This is a genomic window from Autumnicola lenta (genome assembly GCF_031846515.1).
Classification (GTDB): Bacteria; Bacteroidota; Bacteroidia; order Flavobacteriales; family Flavobacteriaceae; genus Autumnicola; species Autumnicola lenta.
On the sequence record NZ_JAVRHO010000002.1, the window covers coordinates 17,746 to 34,143 of the forward strand.

The 16,398-nt window shown below is 33.0% G+C and carries 17 protein-coding genes; 5 read left to right on the forward strand and 12 right to left on the reverse strand.

The genetic code is table 11. From position 1 onward, the window contains the following. Positions 1-35: 35 nt before the first annotated feature. From RM545_RS01305 to RM545_RS01345, 9 genes are all read right to left on the reverse strand, one after another. Positions 36-980, reverse strand: coding sequence for a glycosyltransferase family 2 protein (locus RM545_RS01305; RefSeq protein ID WP_311493462.1), 945 nt, complete (start codon positions 978-980; stop codon positions 36-38). A gap of 1 nt (position 981) precedes the next feature. Next, positions 982-1,839 carry a glycosyltransferase gene (locus RM545_RS01310; RefSeq protein ID WP_311493463.1) on the reverse strand — a complete coding sequence of 286 codons (858 nt, stop codon included), beginning with the start codon at positions 1,837-1,839 and terminating at the stop codon, positions 982-984. Next, positions 1,839-2,804, reverse strand: a complete 966-nt coding sequence (locus RM545_RS01315; RefSeq protein ID WP_311493464.1) for a glycosyltransferase family 2 protein — start codon at positions 2,802-2,804, stop codon at positions 1,839-1,841. Before RM545_RS01315 ends, RM545_RS01310 begins: the two co-directional genes overlap by 1 nt. A 10-nt stretch (positions 2,805-2,814) precedes the next feature. Further along, positions 2,815-3,582, reverse strand: a complete 768-nt coding sequence (locus RM545_RS01320) for a glycosyltransferase domain-containing protein (protein WP_311493465.1) — start codon at positions 3,580-3,582, stop codon at positions 2,815-2,817. Between the two features lie 8 nt (positions 3,583-3,590). Next, a complete protein-coding gene (locus RM545_RS01325) occupies positions 3,591-4,328 on the reverse strand; it encodes a class I SAM-dependent methyltransferase (protein WP_311493466.1) in 738 nt (245 codons plus the stop codon). Next, entirely contained in the window at positions 4,325-5,599 is a 1,275-nt protein-coding gene (locus RM545_RS01330) for an ABC transporter ATP-binding protein (RefSeq protein WP_311493467.1), read from the reverse strand. Before RM545_RS01330 ends, RM545_RS01325 begins: the two co-directional genes overlap by 4 nt. A gap of 101 nt (positions 5,600-5,700) precedes the next feature. Continuing rightward, positions 5,701-6,510, reverse strand: coding sequence for a glycosyltransferase (locus RM545_RS01335; RefSeq protein WP_311493468.1), 810 nt, complete (start codon positions 6,508-6,510; stop codon positions 5,701-5,703). Next, positions 6,507-7,262: an FkbM family methyltransferase gene (locus RM545_RS01340; RefSeq protein ID WP_311493469.1), complete on the reverse strand. Its 756-nt coding sequence runs from the start codon at positions 7,260-7,262 to the stop codon at positions 6,507-6,509. Before RM545_RS01340 ends, RM545_RS01335 begins: the two co-directional genes overlap by 4 nt. Before the next feature lie 12 nt (positions 7,263-7,274). Beyond that, positions 7,275-8,132, reverse strand: coding sequence for a class I SAM-dependent methyltransferase (locus tag RM545_RS01345; RefSeq protein WP_311493470.1), 858 nt, complete (start codon positions 8,130-8,132; stop codon positions 7,275-7,277). Between the two features lie 680 nt (positions 8,133-8,812). Here RM545_RS01345 and RM545_RS01350 point away from each other — a divergent pair. The 4 genes from RM545_RS01350 to RM545_RS01365 are packed head-to-tail and all read left to right on the forward strand — an operon-like array spanning position 8,813 to position 13,362. Next, on the forward strand, positions 8,813-9,853 hold the full coding sequence (locus tag RM545_RS01350; protein ID WP_311493471.1) for a UDP-glycosyltransferase: 1,041 nt from the start codon (positions 8,813-8,815) through the stop codon (positions 9,851-9,853). A 44-nt stretch (positions 9,854-9,897) separates the two neighbouring features. Further along, positions 9,898-11,331 (forward strand): MBOAT family O-acyltransferase, encoded by a 1,434-nt coding sequence (locus tag RM545_RS01355; protein ID WP_311493472.1) that lies wholly within the window; start codon positions 9,898-9,900, stop codon positions 11,329-11,331. Further along, positions 11,331-12,206, forward strand: coding sequence for a hypothetical protein (locus RM545_RS01360; protein WP_311493473.1), 876 nt, complete (start codon positions 11,331-11,333; stop codon positions 12,204-12,206). The genes RM545_RS01355 and RM545_RS01360 overlap by 1 nt, the downstream gene beginning before the upstream one ends. Positions 12,207-12,216: 10 nt before the next feature. Then, positions 12,217-13,362, forward strand: coding sequence for a glycosyltransferase family 4 protein (locus tag RM545_RS01365; protein ID WP_311493474.1), 1,146 nt, complete (start codon positions 12,217-12,219; stop codon positions 13,360-13,362). On the opposite strand, the gene RM545_RS01370 is transcribed toward RM545_RS01365, so the two are convergent. Beyond that, positions 13,359-14,219, reverse strand: coding sequence for an ABC transporter permease (locus RM545_RS01370; RefSeq protein ID WP_311493475.1), 861 nt, complete (start codon positions 14,217-14,219; stop codon positions 13,359-13,361). The two genes, RM545_RS01365 and RM545_RS01370, sit on opposite strands and share 4 nt — an antisense overlap. A gap of 337 nt (positions 14,220-14,556) precedes the next feature. Between RM545_RS01370 and RM545_RS01375 the strand changes: the two genes are divergently transcribed. Then, positions 14,557-15,552 carry an N-acetylneuraminate synthase family protein gene (locus RM545_RS01375; protein ID WP_311493476.1) on the forward strand — a complete coding sequence of 332 codons (996 nt, stop codon included), beginning with the start codon at positions 14,557-14,559 and terminating at the stop codon, positions 15,550-15,552. Positions 15,553-15,666: 114 nt separating this feature from the next. Here the strand turns inward: RM545_RS01375 and RM545_RS01380 are convergent, their stop codons facing one another. Then, positions 15,667-15,966 (reverse strand): type II toxin-antitoxin system RelE/ParE family toxin, encoded by a 300-nt coding sequence (locus tag RM545_RS01380; protein WP_311493477.1) that lies wholly within the window; start codon positions 15,964-15,966, stop codon positions 15,667-15,669. Continuing rightward, positions 15,963-16,196, reverse strand: coding sequence for a hypothetical protein (locus RM545_RS01385; RefSeq protein WP_311493478.1), 234 nt, complete (start codon positions 16,194-16,196; stop codon positions 15,963-15,965). Before RM545_RS01385 ends, RM545_RS01380 begins: the two co-directional genes overlap by 4 nt. Between the last annotated feature and the right edge of the window lie 202 nt (positions 16,197-16,398).

The window sequence follows — 16,398 nt, forward strand, 5'->3', positions numbered from 1 at the left end:
ATTTTTATACATTCCTCATATTAATTAAATAAGAATTAAATATTAAAATCCAAATAATTTGGCCCCCTTTGAATATTTAATTTTCTACTTCTTTCGATTTCTCGTGTTGTTACATTTAAAATTTTTAATTGTTTTAAATATCCTCTAGCATTAATGATATTCAATTTGAAAAAGCTTTTCAATGATTTATTGAAAATTATTTTTTTTGCTTTCAACATTTCTCTATCCACAAAGGAAATATTGATATTAGCATATTTATTGCAAAAATTTTTCTTGTAATTTTTAAAATATCTTTCAGTAAACAATTTCAAATCTGAATTTAAGGGGTTACTACTATCATGTCTGACAAAAGTGTCGGGCACAATCCCAATTTTCAAATTATGATAATGTAATCTCTGACAATAATTATTATCTTCTCCGTAATGATAAAATATAGGATCGAAACCCCCTATTATTTTTAAAGTTTTTAAAGGTAAAAGCCAAGCTGCTGCTTGAATAAAATTAATTTTATAAACTTCATTAATTTCTTTTTTTAATACGAAATCAGAATAAAATGTGGTAGAAATATCATCTGCTATAAATTTTAAAAAATATTTTTCTAGACGCTTTCCAGAATAATCCAATTGGATTGGACTTAAAATCCCATAATCCAAATTTTTAGACGCGACTTGAATTAATTTTTTAAGGGTATTCTTCTCTAAAAAAGCATCTTGATTTAACAAAAAAACAAAGTCAGCATTTTGTTTTAAAGCATAAGACATCCCTAAATTATTAGCCTTCCCAAAGCCTAAGTTTTCATTTTGTTCCCACAAAATCAAATTCGGAAATTTGGTTTTGACAAAAGTTACTGTGTCATCCGTGCTAAAATTATCAATAACTAATGGAATAACCGGAACGGAACTATTTAAAATGCTATTTAAACATTCTTCTATCCATTTCATCCCATTATAGGTTACAACAATAACATATACTTTATTCATTTTATATTTTAAAATTCTTTATTAAGGTTTTCCAAAATCCAATGTGATATCCGGATACAGGATTCAGATAAAGAAGTTTTATCCAGACCGCGAAAGCTATACTTCTATTCTGGTATTTCAAAGATTCACAAATGAACCGTTTCCCATTTTTAATTTCCGTTTCTTTACTTATTTCGCTTTTGGGATCTTTCAAAGGCAAAAGTGTTTGATATAAAGTATGAATTTTGTGAGTAGACTTAATCCAAGCTTCATTTAATGTTCCAAAAGAAAAATGCTCAACTAAAAGTTCATTAGTAACAATTATTTTATACCCAACCTTCTTATATTCAAAAGAAATATTTAAATCGTAATTATGAAATCCATTCAAATTTTCGCTAAAATGTATATCATTGTCTTTCCGAGCTGCCATAAAAACACCGTCTATGACAACAACTTCTTTACTCGAAGAATCATCAAATCCTTGTAACAATTTTTCTTTTTTTTTATGGGGAAAATGTTGAATTATATTAATAACTTTTTGGTCCTCTGTGCAATCCCACCAACCAGAAGGCATCTTTGTTTTAAGTTTTGTTCCAGCAATTCCTATCAAACCAATTTGAGAATCTTCATCAAAAATACGATGTAATATATACCCCCAACCATTAGTATGAAAAAGGACGTCATCGTGAATAAAACATAAATATTTTCCTCTGCTTTTTTCAATTCCCTGGTTATATGCTTCAAATATGGAATAGTTTTTCTGTGAATTATTAATAATAATTAATTCATATTTGCATCCTATAGTATTCTCTATATTTTTAAACAATCTATCAGATAGACCTTGATTTCTTGAGCAAATAATCACAGATAGATTTAACATTACTTCAAAATGTGTTTAATACTGTATTTTAGAATCTTTTTTAAAATGTCTGGTTTATTAAGCATGGTGCTAATTCCTTTAAAATGTTTATTTTCCTTCACAAAACCTTTTGCTATTAAATAATACAATTTCTTATTTCCGATTTCAGATTGAAATTTAATTTCTTCAAGATTTGAAGGCTTACATTTTTCAAGATATTCAACCATTTTTTTTCGGACCTTCAATTCCATTTTAAAAATTTTTATCCATCCGCTCTCTCCGCCAGCCCGAGAAATAACGCTATTTTCGTGATATCTAAAATGATTTAAGGATTTGGAAATAAAAGCAACCTTGGAATTACATAAAAGCTGTACATAATAATACCAATCCGCGTTGTATTTTTGATAGGGCTCATAAGAAAGTGGTAAAATTTTTTCTAAATGAGATTTTCTGAATATTACTGCGCTTACATTTGGAATCACATTTTTATGAATTAAAAATTTTTCAATAAAGACATTCCCATGCATTGTAAAATCCTGATTAAAGATTTTAGAGGAGAACTGGTTGGTATGGGTAATCCAATTGCCGGTAATTACCCCCCTAAAATTTGCGCGAGATGATTGGCAATATGATACAGTTATTTTATCATCATTCATTAAAGGTTTTATAGTTTCTTCTAAAAAATTCGATTCACAAAAATCATCAGCTTCTGCAATCCAAATAAAATCCCCTTTTGCAAGCTTTATGCCTTTTTCCCACTGCTTAAAGGGACTACCAATATTTTTTTTGTTAAAAATGCAATGAGAAGTTTTAGGGTGTTTTTTATATTTGGAAAGTATTTCTCTACTTTGATCCGTACTACAATCATCCAGTAAAATTACTTCGAAATTTTGAAGAGTCTGTTCAAACACCGTTTCTAACCGCCTTTCTAAAAATGATGCATGATTATAATTTGGAATAATGATACTAATACAATATTTTTCCATTAAAAATAGCTTAATAAAATGGTTGTTTTTTCAGGATCATTTTAAGCCTCTCAATTACTTTTATAATCCAAACTTCTAAAAGCCCTACTTCTAACTTTTCTAACTTCCCTTTTGAAATATAATTATCGTATTTATGAGCGTAGAAAATTGAATAGGGGTTATTAATCCTATCACCTTCTAAAACATCTACTTTTTCATTCATTTTTTTCTTTACATACGGCAAAGAAATTTGATCTCTTCTACTAAAAAATTTTACTTCCTTCCACCACTGTTCAAAAAACCTTTTGTTAAAATTTTTATTTCGTTTAACTAAAATAGATGTTTCATAAAGACCTGAATCTGGAGAAAGGCCCCTAAATAAATTGAGAATGCACTGTAATAAAATAATGTATGCATTGTCCTTTTTATCCTTAATACAAGCTATGCTTTCCTCCATGAAACAGCGTCGAAGAGGATGTTTAAAAGTTGCTAAAAAATTGTTGCGAAGACTTTGAACTAATCGAGGTACTTCATCTACAATAATCTGTAAATTAGCATCATGCCAAATTACATAATCATAAGATTCAAATTCCTTTACTCCTAAAATTTTATACAAACGAGAGTTTTTTGCCACGTTGGAATAAGTGCAAGGTTTATAAAGGACTGTGTAAAAATTACTTTTTAATTCATTATTATCAGTAATCACATAAAAATCAATATTTTCTCCGTTAGAAATGTCTGAAGGCTCCCTTAATGCGTCTTTATTTCCAAATATAGCAGTATATATTGCAATTTTCATGTTTTATTCTACTGATAATATATAGGGATAGGATTAAATAAAGACTTGCTATATATTACATAAAAAGTTTTACTTACTGTATGAGATTCAGTTATTTCATAACTCTTTTTAAAAAAGGAGATCATTTCTTTTTCACCATCCCGATGAGCATCATCTATAAATATGCAATAATTAGATTTTAATTTATACTTAATAAAATCAACAACTGGCAATCTCGCATATCTGATTTCTGGATAATTTGCAGGAGGGCCATCTACAATGATCAAATCGAAAAATATATTCTCTAATACATTATTTAAATGATCACAATCATACCAAATGGTCTCATTATCTTTTGCTACTTTTTTGAGATCCGCATATATAAGTTCAACTTGATCTAAAAGACCTTCTTCTTGCAACTTATTGTGTAAATAATTTTTCCACTCTAAATTGTGCTCTACACTTTTATAAACTATATTAAGCTTATTTTTTTTAATCATTCGAGCAATTAAAATTGTTGTTATCCCAGAACCAAATTCTAGAACAGATGATCTTTTATTAATCAAAATTTCGTTTAAGATATAAACTATACCAGTAGGCCGTAAGGCACCCCCATTAAAAGGTAAATAAGGTTTACCGCTCAATAAAGGCTGTAAAATGTTTAGCGAATAAACATCATCTCCTTTTAAATCATTAAATTTTAGATCTTCTTTTATACTTGGTATAAGATTTAAATTTTTTAAGATTTTAACCACAGCTTTTTTCATACAAATGAATGATCAATTAAAAGATTTCCTTGCCCCTTTTCAATGATTTTGCCACTTTTAAAGAAATCCCCATTTTGTACTTCAAATGAAATAATTTGTGGAACCCAGTCCTCTGGCGTATCATTTATAATCAAATTCCCTGTTATTGTATAACTACCACTTGTCAAAGGTAAATTAGGTATTTCTAATCCAATATTAATAATAGATTCCAATGGAAAAACAAATTTTTGTTTGTGCAAACTGGTACTAAACCAAGTTATACGATTACCTTTGGAATCATCAACACCAAAATCCAGTCTAAAATTTTTTACTGGTTTTTGAGAGATATTCTCAATAAATATATCAAACTTAATTTTACTTCCATTCAAAAATATTTCAGCATCTTCTCCCCTCCAATTTAATTTTTTTATATCTATAAATTTAAAATCACCCTTCCCTTTTCTATACATCTTTTGAATGGACTGGTTTTTATGATTATTTTCGGTAAGTTTAAGATAATTACTTATTCCAGCATCTACGCCACCCTCAAAACATTTTGCACCATTCTTTAAAACAATAATATTTCTACAAAGGTTTTGTATAGAAACCATATTATGACTAACAAACAATACTGTTCTCCCTTCTCCAGTTGAAAGGTCCTGCATTTTGCCAATGGCTTTTTTTTGAAAATCGGCATCGCCTACGGCAAGCACCTCATCCACCACCAGGATCTCGGGTTCCAAGTGAGCTGCGACGGCGAAACCAAGTCGTACTGTCATACCGCTGCTATAGCGTTTTACAGGAGTATCTATATACATTTCACAACCTGAAAAAGCGATAATCTCATCGAGCTTGCTTTTGATCTCACTTTTACTCATTCCCAGCACTGCACCGTTCATAAAAATGTTCTCCCGCCCACTTAATTCGCCGTGAAAACCTGTACCTACTTCCAGCAAGGAAGCGATCCTACCCTTGGTTTTAATGCTGCCGGTGGTGGGTGCAGTAACCCTTGATAAAATTTTAAGTAGAGTAGATTTCCCTGCGCCGTTTTTTCCAATAATACCCAAAACCTCGCCCTGCTTTACCTCAAAATTAATGTCCCGCAACGCCCAAACATAATCGTCAGTCGCTTTAGCACCGCGGTCATTTACTGCACCTACTTTTAAATATGGATCTTCTTTTCCACGCACTGTGTGCCACCAACGGTTGAGGTCATGGCTAAGTGTGCCGGTACCAACCTCTCCCAGGCGATATTGTTTTGAGATATTTTCTGCTTTGAGGATAATACCCATTATAATGTAAAGAATTTGCTTGGATTGAAGTTTTACTTTCTTTTTCCCGTATTGGATTTTTTATAGCTAGATCCAATAATATTTAAAGGAAAATCTAATATCTAAGGCAGCTTCTTTTTTTGTTTAGTTAATAATGACTCTTTAAGTGAACTTAATATTTTCCTTAAATAAAAAAAACTGATACTTCGATTGGAAATAATATTACTCATAACCTTTTTCAATCCTTTATAATATTGTTTATTTCTTATATATTGATATTCATTAGGTTCAATCCAGGAGGAATTCCATAAATGAACTGCGTAACTGTCATCCGTTAAATAATTTCTATAGTTTTTTATGTCTCCGCGGTTTTTCAAATTTAGGGAATAAAAATAGGAAGATGGGTAAACTACAATTCCGTATAATTCTTTTTTCTCCTTAAAAAAACCGTCAAAATTGAAATTATTTTTAAAGACCTGAGTTATTATTTTTGGGACAGAAATTCCCAACCAACTTGTTTCATTATTAATTTTTATTTTTTCATACTCTTGTAGACAATCATAAATGAATTGATGGTATTTTATTGATCCAATAATGCCTGCACTTATGTATTCCTCATCTTCTGCACCAAAAAAACATTTGTCTTCCAAAAAATCATCTAATGCCTTGAGAATTAACATATCAGTATCCAGGTAAATTCCTCCATATTCGTATAACACCTTTAATCTCACAAAATCGGAAACGAACGCCCACTTTTTTTGTCTATATGCTTTTTTTATAAAAGGATGTTTTAAATCCGTATTTTTTTCATTCCATTCAATGATGTTATAATCTGTCAAAATTTCTTTCCAACTGGTAATACAATCATCTACCAATTGGGGTTTTAATTTATTTCCGAACCAACAATAATGTATTACTTTAGGAATGCTCATAGTAAATTAATACGATGTAAATCGATTCCTAATGTATCATTCCCCTCTTTATATACTGAATATCCCTGATCAGTTAGAAGCTTCCTGGCAGATATAAAGTCTGCTTTTTCTAAATTAACATGTTCATACTTAATAAGCAATGGTTTAATATTATAGAAGTCTAACATTTTGAGTATTTCCAGATCATATCCTTCTGTATCAATCTGCAGATAATCTATTCTTTTTATTGAATTAGTTTCCGAAATAATATTCATTAAGGTATCTGATAAAACATTTTCTATTTCTATATCTTCCTTTGAAATATTTGTCTTTTTATGGTGACGTTCGTCAAAGGAGGCAATTCCCTTAACCCAGTCTGGATATTTATGTTTACTGGATTCTTTGATTTTATAAATAATTTTTGATTTATCTAAAGAATGTACTGCTTTATTGATTTTTTTAATCTGCGGATAATCTTTATAATTATTTACTAACTCATAAAAATATTCTTTAACAGGTTCAATCACTATCCCTGAAGATTTACGGTTTATCACGAATTCGTATAAAAAATCAAAACTTACTCCATCATTTGCTCCGACCTGGATGAAATAAAATTCACTTTTTAAGGGAAAATTTCTTTCTAAAACTCCTTTACTTGAAAAAATTTTATTTTTTAAAACAAAACCTCGTCCCCATTTATTCAAAAATTTAAGTACAAAAATTATTATTTTGTTTTTTAAATAAAAACTATTTATCAATTGATTATGCTTCATTAGCCTTTCCTACTATTTTTCATTTACCACCACTCCCCGGTAAATAATTAATTGGCTCCTGGTCAAAATCAGATTTATAAATTTCGGCAAGAGTTTTTCATTTTTTAAGGCCCAACGTTTAAATCTATTTCTACGCTCCCCCCACCCAAACAAACGGCTAAATCTTTCCAGGGTTCCCACCGGAATTATTTCCACCTCCCTAAATAATTTTGATCCTGCTTTTTTCCAGTGTTTGGAACTAAAACTGCGATCAGGATGAGGATCGTTCTCTTTCCATTTTAAAAAGGCTGTTGTATTAAATTTCGAAGGTCGGTTCCCAATTGGGATATGCCAACGTATCTCATCCAGTAGCTTAGAATTTACTGCAGGTTCAAAAAACCGTGCTTCTCCATCAGGTTTTAACAAGCGGGCAGTTTCCGTTAAGAATAAGGTTTCTAACGGAATTTCTAAATGATGTAAAAAGGCTTTCCCAATCACATAATCGAATTGGGCACCCGGCAAATCATTTTTTAAAAAATCTCCTTTTACAAATTTAATGGGATGATCAAATTCAAAATTCTCATTTATTTTTTTCACAATTTCCCCACTGGCATCTGCTATATCATTGGCATAAACCTCTGCTCCCAGTCCTGCCATAATAGCTGCATTCACACAATCGCCGCAGCCCATTTCAAGAATCTTCTTCCCCTTCAGCTTATATTTAAAATCTCCCTGATATAAAGCAAACCAGCTAGTCTCTGTTTTGGTAGCCAGTTCCAGAAATACATCCCGATTATTGAGCCAATGAAGTATATTATTTATATTATAACCTGCATACAACTTCTCATAATGCGCTTTATTTTTATCCTGATTTTTACTAGTGTGGTTCATAAAGTCTCTGTGGTCCCAATTTATTAATTATTGAACAGCAAATAGAAAAAACTTCTCAACGAGATATTTTAAAGCAATTCTTCATTGAATTTAAAGAAGATTATATAACTCCAATAAAAGCGAATTTTGAAAATAATATTATTCTTGGTTTTTCTTTTATTAATGTCAAAAGTAATGATTTTGTTTTCAGTCCTGGATTTTACTTTTTTACCTTTCTGTTTATGATGTATTTTTAAGTTTACCCAAACGAGTTAACCATTGACATAATACTATTTCCATATATTTGAACAATTTAAAAAACCTAACCTAATTTGAAAACCAAAAAAATATTGATCTTACTCCCCGATGGCGTTGGTTTGCGCAATTTTGCATTTACTTCTTTCGTAAAAATTGGGGAAGAAATGGGATGGGATGTTATTTTTTGGAATCAAACCAGTTTTAATCTCTCTGAGATGGGTTATAAAGAAATTAAGCTCGTGGGAAAACCGAGGGCTATAACCGATCTTTTAAAACGGGCGAAAATAAGTACTGAACTGGATTTTTTTGAGGAAAAATTTAATGATAATGTATATCAAACCTATAAATTTCCTTTCAATGCTAAAGGTCTAAAATCAAGGATCAAAAACCTTATAGTCGGTCATTTAAATAAAACCTTCCGGGGAGAGAAAGGGCTCCAAAAATTGAGAAAGAAATTAGAGATTTCGGAAAGAAAATCTGTATTTTATCAAAATTGTAGAGAAGTTTTGGATAGGGAAAAACCGGATTTTATTTTTTGCACCAATCAGAGGCCGGTTCATGCAATATCGCCATTAACTGCTGCAAAAGATCTTGGAATTCCAACCAGCACCTTTATCTTTTCATGGGACAATCTGCCCAAAGCCACTATGGTTGTAGAAAGTGATTTCTATTTTGTGTGGAGCGATCATATGAAGCAGGAATTATTAAAATATTATCCCCATATTACTTCAGAACAAATCCTCATAACAGGTAGTCCTCAATTTGAGCATCATTATGACAAGAATTTAATAAAACCCAGAATTACATTTTTTGAAGAAAATAATATTGATCTCTATAAGGACTATATCTGTTTTAGTGGTGATGATATTACAACAAGCCCTGATGATGCTCAATATTTACAAGATGTAGCGGAATCAATCAAAAATTTAAATAAAAAGAGGGATATCAAGCTTGGGATTCTTTTTCGCCGTTGTCCGGTAGATTTTTCGGACAGGTATGATAAGGTGCTGGAAAAATATAAAGGAATTATTGTTCCGGTAGCTCCAAAATGGAACAAAATTGGGAATAATTGGAATACAGTCCTTCCGAATCCGGAAGATTTAGGATTACAAATTAATACCATTCTGCATTCCAAAGCAGTAGTTAATCTAGGATCTTCTATGGTGTTCGATTTTGCCATTTTTGGTAAACCCTGTTTGTTCATTGCCTATAATGTTGATCAAAAGCGGGTAGAAAATTGGTCAGTAGAAAAAGTATATGATTTTGTTCATTTAAGAAATATTCCTACTGGAAATGAGGTGGTATGGTTGAAATCTAAAGAAGATATCGGTTCTCAAATTGAAACTGTGTTACAAAATCCTGAAAAAACTGTGGCTGCGGCAAAAAATTGGTTTGAAAAAATAAATTTCCCCCCTGGGGCAAAAGCTTCTGAAAGAATTTGGATGCAAATTAATAACATCGGAAAAATAAAAAGCTCAGTTTAAAATAGTGAAAAATGAAATTTTACATATGCGTTCAAAATTAATTTATGCTTTTTAACTCCATCGCATTTTTAATTTTTCTACCTATAGTCTTTCTATTTTACTGGGGAGTTTTCTACAAATCTTTGAAACTCCAGAATCTTTTTCTTCTATTAGCCAGTTACCTTTTCTATGGTTGGTGGGATTATCGCTTTCTGGCTTTAATTGCAGCGAGCACTTTAATTGATTATGGCATCGGTAGGTTATTATCAAAAGAAAGAGATAGAGTTACCAGAAAAATTTTACTAGGCCTTAGTCTTATTTCCAATTTAGGGCTACTGGGTTTTTTTAAATATTATAATTTTTTTATTGAAAGCTGGATAGATTCCTGGGCAAGTTTGGGAGTAAATATGAATCTTTCAAGCCTAAATATCATCCTTCCAGTAGGAATTTCCTTTTATACTTTTCAAACCTTAAGTTATACTATTGATGTCTACCGGAAACAAATAGAGCCAACTGTAAATATTATAAACTTTTCTGTATTTGTTGCCTTTTTCCCTCAATTAGTAGCTGGCCCTATTGAAAGGGCCAAACATCTTCTCCCACAGTTTTCAAAAAAAAGGATTTTTAAGGAGGAATGGGCTATTTCCGGAATTCATTTAATTCTATGGGGGCTATTTAAAAAAATAGTGATTGCGGATAGTTGTGCCATTTATGTAAATGCAATTTTTGACGATTACGAGAATATGAACTCGGCCACCCTTCTATTAGGTGCGATTTATTTTGCGTTTCAAATTTATGGAGATTTCTCAGGTTACAGTGATATTGCTATAGGTACTGGTCGCCTGTTTGGTTTTGATTTGATGCGCAATTTTAACTACCCCTATTTCTCCAGAAATATTGGCGAATTTTGGCGCAGGTGGCATATTTCCCTTTCAACATGGTTTAGGGATTATTTGTATATACCTTTGGGAGGATCCCGGGGATCAAAAGCTAAAAAGGTAAGAAATGTCTTCATAATTTTCTTGGTAAGCGGATTTTGGCATGGCGCAAACTGGACATTTTTAATTTGGGGAGGATTGCATGCTTTATTCTTTTTGCCTTTATTATTAAGAAAACAAAATAGAAAATATTTAAACCAGGTGGCAGAAAACCAACTTCTGCCCTCTTTCCAGGAAATGTTTCAAATGCTATTTACCTTTAGTCTCATTTGTTTTGCCTGGATATTTTTTAGGGCAGATAGTATAATTGTTGCGGTAAATTTTATTACAAAAATATTTACAAATTTTACCTTTGAACTACAATATTTATCGATTGAAAGATATAATATAGAAATGCTATTTATTATTGGCATATTCGTGCTCATCGAATGGTTTCACCGAAATTTGGACCATCCCTTTTCTGGAAGTCTTAAATGGTTAAAAATAATCGTAATTATATTAATGCTGCTTACTTTAGGTGTTTATTCGGATAATCAGGAATTTATATATTTTCAATTCTAATGCAGAATTTTTTAAAGGTTTGTTCAATGATTTTTGGTGTCACTTTATTCCTCATGATTCTATTGGATAAGAGCTATTCTTATGCTTTTAGAAGTGGACAACCCCGCTCGAAAATTCAAAACATGCTCCAGTTAGAGAATAAACATTATGATGTAGCATTTTTTGGCTCCTCGCGAACAGAGAACCATATCAATTGTGAATTGATCACCGAATACACCGGAAAATCATGTATTAACTTTGGTATTTCGGGAGGTACCGCCGGGGATATGTTGATCCTAATGAAGCTTGCCGAAAATAGAAATGTTACTTTTAACCAGGTTTTTATGCAAGTGGATTACAATTATAACCACTTTGGTATGTCTAGTTATTTTAAGGCCAATTTAATCCCATTTATCGGAGAACCTATCGTTAAAGAACAAATGAAAAAATATGAAAATGAATTTTTTTATAGTTCGATTCCATTTTACAAATTTATGATTTTTGATAAGGTAGTTGGAATAAGAGAAGCTACTGCTTCTACTTTAAGATTAAACCAAAACACAAACATTAATGTTGGTTTTTTTCCAAAACAAGGAATAGGTAAAGCTGTGGATGGTATATTTCCAAAATCTATTAAATCCAGAAGCACGGAAATAGACTTAATGCAAGAACATTATCTTAATACCAATACTAACATTGAATTTTTTACAGCACCTTATTGTAAAGATGTTAAAAACCGAGAATTTATAGAGAAATTGCAACTAAAATTGCCCCGTTTACGTAATTATATTGCCATATTTGACGATAAGGAGGAATTTTTTTTTAACTGTGGACATCTGAATGAAGCTGGTGCGAATGTCTTTACAAAGAGATTAATAGAAGATCTTTTTAAATAATTATTTTACTATGCACCTGGCTTTTCTTACACCAGAATATCCCCATACTTTATCCACATCTACAGGGGGGTTGGGCACCAGTATAAAAAATATGGTTATTGCTCTTGTTGAAAAAGGAGTTACTGTTACAGTTTTTATTTATGGACAGCAACAAGATAAAATATTTACAGAGGAAGGAATTCATTTTCATTTTATAAAACAGCAACATTATAAATTTCTGGGCTGGTATTTTTATAGAAAGTTTCTTCAAAATTATTTAAACCGGGCTATTGTAGAAGAAAACATAGATGCCATTGAAGCACCGGACTGGACCGGTATAACGGCATTCATTAAGCTTAAATGTCCCCTGGTGATTAGAATGAATGGTAGCGATGCCTATTTTTGCAACCTGGAAAACCGGCCACAGAAGAAGAAAAACTATTGGTTTGAAAAGCTGGCATTGAAGGGAGCAGATCACCTACTTTCTGTCAGCCAGTTTACCGCAGAAAAAACAGCATCTATTTTTCATCTAGAAAGAAAGATTAAGATTATCCCTAATTCTGTGGATATTAATCGTTTCAGTCCGCAACAACAAGGGATTAAGCCTGGAACTGTTCTTTATTTTGGAAGCTTGATTCGGAAGAAAGGAGTACTAGAGTTACCTGAAATATTCAACCATTTAGAAAGGGAAAATTTGCCCGTGCAATTAAAACTAGCAGGACGTGACGTAACTGATAAAGCAACCGGAAGATCAACTAAAAATTTAATGCTTGAAAATTTCTCCCCGGGTGCCGCACAAAAAATTGTTTGGCTAGGAAACCTTCCATATGAGGAAATCCTGGAGGAAATTTTAAATGCCCATGTTATAGTACTTCCCTCCTTTGCTGAAGCCCTTCCCATGACCTGGATAGAGGCCATGTCTATGGAAAAAGCTTTGGTTACTTCAGATATCGGATGGGCCAAAGAAGTTATGGTGGACGGTGAAACAGGTTATACTGTAGATCCCAAAAATCACCAATTATATGCATCCAGGATCTTTCAACTTTTAACGAAGCCAGCTCTTGCAAAAAGCATGGGAAAGGCTGCCAGAGAACGTATAATGAATAAATTCTCCACAAAAGTTGTGGTTGAGGAAAATATTCGCTTTTATAAATCAATAACCAGATCAACTAGCTAAACGGTATCAATAAAATTCTTTTCGGTTCTGTTAAAAATAATTAACCCTACCAAAAATAATATGACAGATACTCCTAAAGTATATAAAAATCCTTCCCAGGAAAAAGTACCGGTATCTAAAACCATAAATCTAAAACCTTCAATAATTTGAGTGAGAGGATTATATTTCACGACCCAGGCAAAATTGGGCATTTTTTCTGAAACTTCGCTTAGTGGATATGGCACAGCTGAAATATACATTAATAAACTCGTTGCAAAACCTACTAGTACGGTCAAATCTCTGTACTTCGTTGTAAAAGCAGAGATAGTCATTCCCGCTCCCAAACCTAGTAAGGCCATCATTAAAACATAAACTGGGAATAAGACGATGTTAGAATTAGGATTTAACTCAGCACCATTAAATAAAAAATAGCAATAGAAAACAATCAAGATTATTAGCTGAATTCCAAATTTAAACAAATTAGAAATAACAGTTTTTAAAGGCATAATCACCCTGGGAAAATATACTTTCCCAAAAATTCCTGCATTTGAAGTAAAAGTGTTTGAAGTTCCTGTAAGACATTGATTAAAATAGTTCCAGGCGGTAATACCGGTAAGATTAAAAAGAAAGGCAGGTACATCCCCGGTGGGAATACTGGCAATATTATTAAACACCAGGGTAAAAATCACAGAAGTAAAGAGGGGTTGGATAAAATACCAAAGTGGGCCTAAGATTGTTTGCTTATATACGGTAACAATATCCCGCTTAACAAAAAGGATCAACAAATCCCGATACCGCCATACCTCCTTAAAATTTAGATCTAAAATTTTACGCTTTGGGGTGATTTCGTAAAGCCAGTCCTCGTTTGCTTCGCTCACAGATTGTCTTATAAGATTTGAGTTTCCTTAGTCGGTGAAAGTACAAAAGTTTTTGTTACACAGGAAAGGAGAGTTGGGAATAGAAATTCAGAAGGGGAAAAATGAAGGGGAGTGGGCTGTCGGAGGTGGATTCGCCTTGAGGCTTGCTTCAAACGCATCATAATTGAGTTGCGGCAGATTGCATAGTGCGTTTAGCGGCCTCGCAATGAGTTTGGGAAGACATCTTGAAAGGCGCCTTTGGAAAGAGCAAACTGCCGCACTTCGCTCGCAATGACGACTCGGCAACGTGCAATGCAGACAAAATTTCCTACTTTAGCCCAAACAGAGAACTAAAAATATGTTTTTAATAGCAGAAATTGGACAGGCGCACGAAGGAAGTTTAGGAATTGCACATTCCTATATAGATGCCCTTTCTAAAACAGGTGTAGATGCTATAAAGTTCCAGGTTCATATAGCTGAAGCAGAAAGCAGTTTGCATGAACCTTTTCGAATAAAATTTTCCTCCCAGGATAAAACCCGTTTTAACTATTGGAAACGCATGGAGTTTTCCCCTGAACAATGGCAGGAGTTAAAAGCACATTGTGATGAAGTCGGCATTGAATTTATGGCTTCGCCTTTTAGCAATGCAGCAGTGGATCTTTTGGAGCAGGTTGGGGTGCAACGATATAAAATAGGATCTGGTGAAGTCAATAATTTCCTGCTTCTCCAAAAAATAGCCAAAACCGGAAAACCAATGATTCTATCTTCCGGAATGAGTTCTTTGGCTGAACTCGATAATACCGTGGCTTTCCTTCAAGACTTCAATGCAGATATTTCCATTCTCCAGTGTACTACCTCCTATCCTACCCACCCTGAGAATTACGGCCTGAGTGTCATTCAGGAATTGAAAGAACGGTACAGAGTTAAAGTGGGGTATTCAGATCATTCCGCCAAAATAGAAACCTGTATTGCCGCCACCGCCCTGGGTGCAGAAATTCTGGAATTTCATGCGGTATTCAACAGGAAAATGTTTGGTCCTGATGCTACTTCTTCTCTGGAAATAGCAGAAATAAAGCAGCTGGTTTCCGCAGTAAAAAACATCTCCCTGGCTCAACAGCATCCGGTAGACAAATCTAACAATGTCGCCTTCGGCGCTCTGAAAAGCATCTTTGAAAAATCACTTGCAGTGAATAAAGATCTTTTCGCAGGACATATCCTCACCTTTGAAGATCTCGAATCCAAAAAACCGAAAGGCTATGGGATAGAAGCCTCTAAATTTAAGGAAGTGATTGGAAAGAAAGTGAAGAGAGAGCTGAGGCAGTGGGATTTTTTGACGGAAGAGGATTTGTTTTAGCAGTTGTCGGTTATCGGTTAAAATAGTGGAAAGAGGAAAGTGGAGAGTGGAAAGTTCGGGTGTTTTCGGCTTTCTTTTTCGGTTTTCAGCTTTCTTAAAAGGAGAAAAAGGTAATTACATTAAAACTTTCTTTAACTTTTCGGGATCCTGTCGTTTGTCCCAGAATAAATGAACCATAACTTTTTCCCGGTCAAAACTGTAGAAAAATGAGATATGTGGTGTGACATACCCAATCTTGTATTTCTTTTTAGAATCCCACCATCTGAAAATATTAGGATTTTTAGAAAGTAAATTCATTGTCTTTTCTACGTTCAGGATAAAATCCTGTACAACAGCTAATGGCCAGTTTTCACTAAGGTAAAGCAAATTCGAATTATAGCTTTTCTCTGCTAATTGGGACCAGATTACTTTCACAAACCGTACTTCTCTTTAGATTCACGAATCACATCCTCTGAAGCACGTACTGTTCCCTGGAGATGCTGTTCACTGCTTTTACTTAACAATCCACTTACTATATGATTTACCTCTTCGGATTCATACCACTCATTATTAAGTAAAGATTTTAACGCTTTTCTTTCGGATGCTGATAAATTGTTAAGTACTCCAGCAAGTTGTTCTACTGATATTTTTAAAGGTATTTCCATAATCTAAACTCTTAAATCCAGTTAGGACAATTTACAAAATTTCTAAATATTGTGTTGACACGCAAACGCCCATTGCGAGACTGCCGAAAGCAAAGGTAACAGTCCCACGCGAACCGTCATTGTGAGACCGCCACAGGCGGGCGTGGCAATCCGTTGTGGCTTACACCCAACATGTTCGCAACTCCCTACGAAGGATTGCAGC

What these genes read in the sequence shown, in the direction of transcription:
- RM545_RS01355 (WP_311493472.1), top strand. Translation starts at nt 9,898, where the DNA reads ATGCTTTTTAACTCCATCGCATTTTTAATTTTTCTACCTATAGTCTTT.
- RM545_RS01375 (WP_311493476.1), top strand. Translation starts at nt 14,557, where the DNA reads ATGTTTTTAATAGCAGAAATTGGACAGGCGCACGAAGGAAGTTTAGGA.
- RM545_RS01365 (WP_311493474.1), top strand. Translation starts at nt 12,217, where the DNA reads ATGCACCTGGCTTTTCTTACACCAGAATATCCCCATACTTTATCCACA.
- RM545_RS01345 (WP_311493470.1), bottom strand. Translation starts at nt 8,132, where the DNA reads ATGAACCACACTAGTAAAAATCAGGATAAAAATAAAGCGCATTATGAG.
- RM545_RS01325 (WP_311493466.1), bottom strand. Translation starts at nt 4,328, where the DNA reads ATGAAAAAAGCTGTGGTTAAAATCTTAAAAAATTTAAATCTTATACCA.
- RM545_RS01360 (WP_311493473.1), top strand. Translation starts at nt 11,331, where the DNA reads ATGCAGAATTTTTTAAAGGTTTGTTCAATGATTTTTGGTGTCACTTTA.
- RM545_RS01320 (WP_311493465.1), bottom strand. Translation starts at nt 3,582, where the DNA reads ATGAAAATTGCAATATATACTGCTATATTTGGAAATAAAGACGCATTA.
- RM545_RS01330 (WP_311493467.1), bottom strand. Translation starts at nt 5,599, where the DNA reads ATGGGTATTATCCTCAAAGCAGAAAATATCTCAAAACAATATCGCCTG.
- RM545_RS01315 (WP_311493464.1), bottom strand. Translation starts at nt 2,804, where the DNA reads ATGGAAAAATATTGTATTAGTATCATTATTCCAAATTATAATCATGCA.
- RM545_RS01385 (WP_311493478.1), bottom strand. Translation starts at nt 16,196, where the DNA reads ATGGAAATACCTTTAAAAATATCAGTAGAACAACTTGCTGGAGTACTT.
- RM545_RS01305 (WP_311493462.1), bottom strand. Translation starts at nt 980, where the DNA reads ATGAATAAAGTATATGTTATTGTTGTAACCTATAATGGGATGAAATGG.
- RM545_RS01340 (WP_311493469.1), bottom strand. Translation starts at nt 7,262, where the DNA reads ATGAAGCATAATCAATTGATAAATAGTTTTTATTTAAAAAACAAAATA.
- RM545_RS01310 (WP_311493463.1), bottom strand. Translation starts at nt 1,839, where the DNA reads ATGTTAAATCTATCTGTGATTATTTGCTCAAGAAATCAAGGTCTATCT.
- RM545_RS01335 (WP_311493468.1), bottom strand. Translation starts at nt 6,510, where the DNA reads ATGAGCATTCCTAAAGTAATACATTATTGTTGGTTCGGAAATAAATTA.